This window comes from Roseiarcus sp., from assembly GCF_049514155.1.
In the GTDB taxonomy this organism is placed as follows: domain Bacteria; phylum Pseudomonadota; class Alphaproteobacteria; order Rhizobiales; family Beijerinckiaceae; genus Roseiarcus.
In genome coordinates, this window is sequence record NZ_JBEKVH010000176.1 from 1 (window position 1) to 7,212 (window position 7,212).

General features: G+C 70.7%; 7 protein-coding genes. 5 read left to right on the forward strand and 2 right to left on the reverse strand.

Annotated features, from left to right (window positions below):
* Positions 1–1,045: MBL fold metallo-hydrolase RNA specificity domain-containing protein (locus ABSF49_RS18695; protein WP_424114151.1), on the forward strand; the 1,045-nt coding region annotated here is incomplete at its 5' end.
* Positions 1,046–1,070: 25 nt separating this feature from the next.
* Here the strand turns inward: ABSF49_RS18695 and ABSF49_RS18700 are convergent.
* Positions 1,071–1,664: a phosphatase PAP2 family protein gene (locus tag ABSF49_RS18700; protein ID WP_424114152.1), complete on the reverse strand. Its 594-nt coding sequence runs from the start codon at positions 1,662–1,664 to the stop codon at positions 1,071–1,073.
* Between the two features lie 209 nt (positions 1,665–1,873).
* Between ABSF49_RS18700 and ABSF49_RS18705 the strand changes: the two genes are divergently transcribed.
* A complete protein-coding gene (locus ABSF49_RS18705; RefSeq protein WP_424114153.1) occupies positions 1,874–2,155 on the forward strand; it encodes a glycosyltransferase family protein in 282 nt (93 codons plus the stop codon).
* On the opposite strand, the gene ABSF49_RS18710 is transcribed toward ABSF49_RS18705, so the two are convergent.
* Complete coding sequence (locus ABSF49_RS18710) at positions 2,097–3,605, reverse strand: exopolysaccharide biosynthesis polyprenyl glycosylphosphotransferase (protein WP_424114154.1); 1,509 nt, start codon at positions 3,603–3,605, stop codon at positions 2,097–2,099. The genes ABSF49_RS18705 and ABSF49_RS18710 overlap by 59 nt on opposite strands.
* A gap of 146 nt (positions 3,606–3,751) precedes the next feature.
* On the opposite strand from ABSF49_RS18710, the gene ABSF49_RS18715 reads away from it, so the two are divergent.
* From ABSF49_RS18715 to ABSF49_RS18725, 3 genes are all read left to right on the forward strand, one after another.
* Complete coding sequence (locus tag ABSF49_RS18715; protein ID WP_424114155.1) at positions 3,752–4,627, forward strand: metallophosphoesterase family protein; 876 nt, start codon at positions 3,752–3,754, stop codon at positions 4,625–4,627.
* Entirely contained in the window at positions 4,624–6,063 is a 1,440-nt protein-coding gene (locus ABSF49_RS18720) for an O-antigen ligase family protein (RefSeq protein ID WP_424114156.1), read from the forward strand. Before ABSF49_RS18715 ends, ABSF49_RS18720 begins: the two co-directional genes overlap by 4 nt.
* 74 nt (positions 6,064–6,137) lie before the next feature.
* A partial coding sequence (locus tag ABSF49_RS18725; RefSeq protein ID WP_424114157.1) for a M50 family metallopeptidase occupies positions 6,138–7,212 on the forward strand: 1,075 nt, incomplete at its 3' end.

Here is a 7,212-nt window from a genome sequence, read left to right on the forward strand (position 1 = left end):
GGCGCGGGCCCGCGGTCCGGCCGACGGCGCGCCGCTCTACGGGACGCTCGACGCGCTCAACGCCTGCGACCGCTTCGGCCGCGTCGCCGTCTACGGCCAGCCGATCACGCTCGCGCCTGGCGTTGTCGCCACCTTCTTCGACGCAGGACATATTCTCGGCTCGGCGAGCATCTTGTTCGAGCTCGAGGAAGGCGCGCGCAAACGACGCGCGCTGTTTTCCGGCGACCTCGGCAACGCCGGCCGACCGCTGCTGCGTCCGCCGGCCGATCCGCCGCAGGTCGACGCCGTCATCATGGAGACGACCTACGGCGATCGCCTGCACAAGCCGCTCGCGCCGTCGATCGAGGAACTTTATCAAGCCGTCAGCGCGACGTTCCAGCGCGGCGGCAACGTCGTCATACCGACCTTCGCGCTCGAGCGCGCCCAGGAGCTGCTCTATGTTCTGCGTCAGGGGCGCGAACGCAATCAACTGCCGCCGGCGATGCAGGTCTTCCTGGATTCGCCGATGGCGATCTCGGCGACCGAGATCTTCGAGCGCCATCCCGAAGGCTACGGGCCGGTCGTCGCCGGATTGTTCCGCGACGGGCGCGATCCGTTCAGCCTGCCTGGACTCCATTTCACCCGCGAGACCGCCGAGTCGGCGGCGATCAACCGCATTACCGGCGGCGGCGTAATCATGGCCGGCTCAGGCATGTGCACCGGCGGCCGCATCCGCCATCATTTGCGTCACAATCTGTGGCGACCGGAAGCCTCAATCGTCTTCGTCGGCTACGCCGCCCAGGGCACGCTCGCCCGCAAGATCATCGACGGGGCCAAACAGGTCGAGATCTTCGGCGAGACCATTGCCGTGCGCGCCGAGGTCCACACCATCAACAGCTTCTCGGCCCACGCCGACCAGGCCGAACTCCTGGCCTGGCGCGCTCAGACCCACGCGGAGCGCACCATCCTGGTTCACGGCGAAGCGGATACGATGCGCGCCTTCGCCGACAAGCTCGGCGGCGCGAAAGTCGAGATTCCGGCGCTCGGCGAGACGATCGAACTCTGAGGCGGCGCGCCGCGACGGGCGGCGATCAGGAACAAAGCTTGAGCGCGACGCCGATCGCCCAGGCGAAACGGTCGATCAGGGGTTCCGCGGTCCAGCGATCGGTGAACAGCGCTAAATCGAGCGCCAGCAGCACGGCGATTGGCGAGGCGCGCACCAGCATCTGCGGCGTAAGAGACAGGCGGCGCGGCGGGCCGCGCAGCGCCACGAACAGCGCCGCCGCCACGGCGCCGATCAGCAACCCGCAGACGACCTCGGCGACGCTGTGGACCTGCAACTCGACCCGCCCATAGGCGACCGCCACCGACACGCATGCGGCGGCGACGTAGAGCGCCAGTCGCATGCCGACGCGCCGGCCGCCGGCGAGCAGCGCCGCCAGGGAGCCGTAAAACGCCGCGCCGAGCGCCGCATGGCCGCTCGGGCTTTCGATCTCGAAGCGCGGCACGAAGCCGCAGGCGGCGAAAGCGAGCTTGGCCAACAAAGCGAGGGCGACGCAGACGAACATAGCAGCCGTGAACGCCACGGCGTCTCGCCGCGCGCCCAGCCAAAAAAGGCCGACGACCAGCGCGGCACATGCCGGCGCAACCACCGCGACATCGCCCAGACCGCTGAGCAGATCCATCCGCGCTCCGTTGGTTGACGAGACCCGCCCAGCTTCGAGCCGGTCCAACGAATCGGCGCTCGCCGACGAATCGGTTCTAGCCGAGCGCGCCGCCTCCTCGCAATCGTCACGCGATCTGCGACGCAAAATACAACTTGTAGGCTCCATCGTCGCAAGCTATCGCGAAGCGGTTGTCGCGCCGTGCGCCGCGCGACGCGGAGGGCGATCCAGTGAAGGTCCTTCACGTCATCAGTTCGGTCGATCCGCGCGGCGGCGGCCCGGTCGAGGGGGTGTTTTCCAGCTCCGAGGTCTGGTTCCGCCACGGCCATGAGCGTCACATCGTTTCGCTCGATCCGCCGCGCGCGCCCTGGGTCGCGACGGCGCGCGTGCCGACCCGCGCGGTCGGACCCGACGGCGCGCTCTATCGGCTAGCGCGGCCTTGGATTCCGTGGCTCAGGTATGGTTACGCGCCGCGGCTAGTCGGCTGGCTGCGTCAAAACGCGCCGCAATGAAGACGGTTGCGGCGAGGATCTTCAGGTCGAGCGCCATCGACCAATTGTCGACGTACCAAAGGTCCCGCTCGACGCGTCGCTCCATCTGCGACAACTGCGGCGTCGCGCCACGGAAGCCCGCGACTTGCGCCGCGCCGGTCAGGCCGGGCTTGACGTGATGGCGCAACGCGTAATTGGCGATCCGCGCTTTGTATTCGTCGTCGTGGGCGATCGCGTGCGGACGCGGGCCGACAAGCGACATCTCGCCGCGCAGCACGTTGAGGAGTTGCGGCAGTTCGTCGACGCTCGAACGGCGCAGCAGTCGGCCGACGCGGGTGACGCGCCAATCGTTGAGCGAAGCCTGGACGATCGGTCCGCGATCCTCCAACACCCGCATCGTCCGGAACTTGAACATGACGAATTCGCAGTTGTCGAAACCGCAGCGGCGCTGGCGGAAGATCGCCGGTCCCGGGCTTTCGAGACGGATCAGCGCTGCGATTGTCAGCAGTGCGGGCGCCAGCGCGACGAGCGCCGTCGCGGCGAGCGCGACGTCGAACGCGCGTTTGGCGGCGCGCTCGGCGGCGCTGAGCGGCGCGCGCAGCAACGTGACCGAGAAGCGGCGCCCAAGGCCGCCGTCGCGACCGCGCCGCAAGACACGGCGGATCTTCTCGTCGGGATAGAGCCGGAGCGGCAACGGCGATTGGCGCATGAGCGAGCAGAGATCCGCCAGCGCGGCCTCGGCGCCCCACGGCATCACCGCCGCGAATTCCGTCGCCCGCATTTCGCGCGCCCAGGCGATCGCCTGGGCGACGCGGACGCGATCCGATTCGAGCAACCCGCCGCCGAGCGCCGCCGAACCGGAAAGGCGGACGCGCGCGACCTCCTCCGCGCCGAAATCCGGAAAATCGGCGTCGTCGAGCCGCTCGAGCTCGAACGGATCGCCGAGCGTCACAACCCGGCTGCCTTGGATGGCGCCGCGCCGGATCGCCGCGCGCGCGGCCCGCGCCAGCGCGACCCTGCCAAGCGGCGTCAGCGTCAACGCCAGCACGGCGAACGCGATCGTCGCGCCGCGCGAATGGTCGGCGCCCGACTTGAGCAGAAACAGCACGCTGACGACCGCGAGCTGCGCCAGCGCCACCGTCAGCGCCAGGCGCGGCAGGCTCGCGCCGGGCGCCAGCAGGGTCGGCAGGCGGTAGAGGCCGGCGAGTTGCGCCAGCAGAACGAACACCGCACCCGCCAGCAGCCCGCCGGCGAGGCCGCCGAAGTCCGGCGATTCGCCGAGCGCGAGGCGCCGATAGACAAATTCGCCCGCCAGCGCGGCGAAGGCCAGGACCGCGACATCGAACGCCGCCGCCGCCGCTGGCAGCGCGCCGCACGGCGCCGCCCAACGCCGCGTCGCCGGCGCCGCCGACGCAAATCGCGGAGTGGCCGCGGCCCGATCGAGGACCGCGGACGGGCTGACGACGTCCAATCCAGACCCCTTCGTCGTTGCCGATCGCTGACACGCATAGGTGTACCATCGCCCTTGAATACACGCAAGGGTTGTCTATGCTTCGTAACGGTTGTGCGCCGCCGGCGCCCGACCAGAGACGCGCGACAAACGATTGACGACGGCGCATGAGTGCAGCGATCCCCGCCGCGGTGGGAACCGATCAAGCCCTGCCGGCCGCCCGCCGCCGGAGCGCTGCGCGCGCTTGGCTCGCAGCGGCGCGCCGCCGACTTGCGATCGGCGCTTCGAGCGCGCGCCCGCGCGACGGCGCCGAGCCGCGGCGCTCCTACCCGCCCGCCCCTGATGGCGAGACGCTCTACGTGATCGGCGACGTCCACGGCCGGGCCGACTGCCTCGTCCGCGCGCAGGCGCGAATCGACTGCGACTGCGGCGGCGCGCAGGCCGCGCCGCCAGCGACCGAAATCTACCTCGGCGACTATGTCGACCGCGGCCCCGATTCAAAGACGGTCATCGACCTGATGGCCGCGCGCGTGCGCGCAAAGCGCGTCGTCGCGCTCAGAGGCAACCACGAAACAGCGATGGAGTCCTTCCTCGCCGGCCGTCTGCCCTTCGCCGCCTGGCGCCCGCTCGGCGGCGCGGAGACGCTGCTCTCTTACGGATTCGCCGCGTCGGACCTGCGCCGAGCCGAAGGCCCACGCTGCGAGGACTTCGCCGAACGCCTGCCCGACGACCACCGGCGCTTCCTCGCCAGCCTCGGCGCGTTCCACCGCGCCGGCGGCTATGGCTTCGTTCACGCGGGCCTCAGGCCAGGCGTCGCGCTCCAGAGCCAGGACGTCGTCGATCTTACCGGCATCCGCAATGAATTCCTCGACGACGACGGCGACTTCGGCTTCATCGTCGTCCACGGCCACACGCCGGTCGAGCGCGTCGACTTTCGCGCGAACCGCATCAACGTCGACACCGGCGCCTATCTCTCCAACCGGCTGTCGGTTCTGCGCATCGACGCCGCCGGCGCCGCGCTGCTTGCGCCGGAAGCGCCATGACCGGGGCGACGCTCGCGCCGGCGGCGCGGCGGCTGTGGCTCGGCCGCGCCCTGCTTGCGACCCTCGCAGCGACCGTGCTCGCCCACGGCGGCGCGTCGACAGTCGAACTCGACTTCGCCGCGCTCGGCTTCGCTCTCCTAGCGCTGCTCGCCGTCACAGTCCCGGTCGCGGCGCCGCGCCTCGCCTGTCTGCAGGTGCTGGCGCTGCTGTCGCTCGCCGCGCTGCTCGCCTTCGCGCTTTGGCAGACCGCGCCGCTCGGCGCTTCCCCGTTCGCCGACCCCGCCTGGAAGGCGCTCGGCGACGCGATCGCCGACGCGGCGCCGCGCGGCTCGATTTCGGTCGCGCCGGGCCTGACGCTTGCCGCCGCGCCGGCGCTCGCGGCGCCGTTTCTCGCCTTCGCCGTCGCGCTCGCCTGTTGCCAGAACGACGAGGAAGCGCTGCGGTTGTGGCGAGGGCTCGCCTATTTCGGCGCCGCCTATGCGGCGTTCGCTATCGTCCAGGAAGTGTTCTGGCCCGATCAGCTGTTGTTCGAGCCGAAGCGGTTCTATCTCGGCGACCTCACCGGGTCGTTCGTCAACCGCAACACGGCGGGAACCTTCTTCGGCGTCGCGCTGCTGCTCAATCTGGCGCTGTTGTTCGCCGACCTGCGCGTCGTCCGGCTCGCGCGCCTCGCGCGCCGCGGCAAATGGAGCGGCCCGAGCGCCGCGCTGTTTCTCCATCTGTTCGCCGTGCTCGACTGCGCCGCGGCTCTATTCCTGACTCGCTCGCGCGGAGCGATCGGCGCGACGCTGGTCGCGACATTGGTCGCGACGGCGATGATGGCGGCGCGGCGACTGACCTTGGACCGCGGGCGCGAAGAGCTCTTCGCGCGCTGGCGGCGACCCGCCGTCGCCGCGGCGGCGCTGGCGCTCGTCCTCGGCCTGTTCGCTCTGTTCGCCGGGCGAACCGAGCACCGCGCGCAGGCGCTCGCTTCCGAGGACGCGCGCTGGTGCGTCTTCAGCTCGACCGTCGCGGCGATCGCCGACTATTGGCCGCTCGGCGCCGGCTTCGGCGCTTTTCCGGACGTCTTCCCCGCCTACCGCAACGTAGACTGCGCCGGAGTCTACGGCGTCTGGGACCACGCTCACGACTTCTTTCTCGAGGGGCTGCTCGGATTCGGACTGCCGTTCGTCGGCGCGACGGCGCTCGTCTACCTGACGCTCGCCGCGGCGCTCATTCATGGCGCGCGGGTGCGGCGCCGCCTCCGGTTCCTGCCCGTCGCCGGCTTGGCGGCGCTTGTCCTCGTCACGCTGCACGCGATCGTCGATTTTTCGTTGCAGATCCCGGGCGTCGCCGTGTATGTCGCCGCCGCGATCGCCGCGGCGGTCGCCGTGGCGCTCGGGCGCGCGGACGAAGACAGCGCCGCTCGGCGCGGGCTTCACAATCGCGCCGCTTAAGCAGAAATTAGCGCGCGGGTGGTCTGATCGCCGCCGCGGCGGTCCGCTGCGGACGGGCGAAGGACGGGAACGCAATGGCGCCGATGCTGGACAGCCTGTGGGGAGCGGTCGTGCTGATCGGCTCGTTCCTGCTCGTGCTGGGCGCTGTCGTTTTCATCCACGAATTCGGCCATTTCTTCGTCGCCCGGCGCTGCGGGGTCAAAGTCGAGGTCTTCTCGATCGGCATGGGCCCCGAAGTCGTCGGCCGCACCGACAAGCGCGGCTCGCGCTGGCGGCTGTCGGCGATCCCGATCGGCGGCTATGTGCGCTTCGCCGGCGACCGCGACGCGGCGAGCGCGCCCGACGAAGACGCGCTGTCGACGATGTCGCCGGCCGAGCGGCGCCAGACGCTCGCCGGCCAACCGGTGCTCGCGCGGGCGGCGATCGTCGCCGCCGGCCCTTTCGCCAATCTGGCGATGGCGGTCGTCGTCCTTTCCGGCATCGCCTACGCCTACGGCGAGCGCTCCCTGCCCCCGCGCGTCGACGCCGTCGTCGCCGGCAGCCCGGCCGAACAAGCCGGTTTCGCGCCCGGCGACGTGATCGAGAGCGTCAACGGCCGACGGATCGCCTCGTTCGACGACATCATCGACTTCGTCACCCTGCGGCCCGGCGAATCGCTCAGCTTCGTCGTCGACCGCGGCGGCCATGAAATCAACCTGACCGCGACGCCGGCGCTGACGTCGATCGACACGCCGGCGGGCGCGCAACACGCCGGGCGGCTCGGCCTTGCCGCCAACGCCTCGAGCGTGCAGGTCGTCTACCCGACGCCGCTCGGCGCGCTCGAAGCCGGCCTCTCGGATTCGTGGCGCCTCGTCGCCGTCACCGGCGACTACGTGTCGCGAGTCGTCATCGGCCGCTCGTCGGCCGATCAACTTTCCGGCCCGGTGCGCATCGCCAAAATGTCGGGCGCGGCGGCCTCGCTCGGCTTCATCGCGCTGGTAAAACTGGCCGCGATCCTGTCGCTGTCGCTCGGGCTGACCAATCTCGCGCCGATCCCGATGCTCGACGGCGGCCACCTGCTGTTCTACGCCATCGAGGCGGCGCGCGGGCGGCCGCTGAGCCAAGCCGCGCAGGCGTTCGGCTTGCGGCTCGGCGCGGCGCTGGTCGTCG

Bases quoted from the DNA above. Each gene is read 5' to 3' on its own strand.
- ABSF49_RS18700 (WP_424114152.1), bottom strand. From the start codon at position 1,664: ATGGATCTGCTCAGCGGTCTGGGCGATGTCGCGGTGGTTGCGCCGGCA.
- ABSF49_RS18715 (WP_424114155.1), top strand. From the start codon at position 3,752: ATGAGTGCAGCGATCCCCGCCGCGGTGGGAACCGATCAAGCCCTGCCG.
- ABSF49_RS18720 (WP_424114156.1), top strand. From the start codon at position 4,624: ATGACCGGGGCGACGCTCGCGCCGGCGGCGCGGCGGCTGTGGCTCGGC.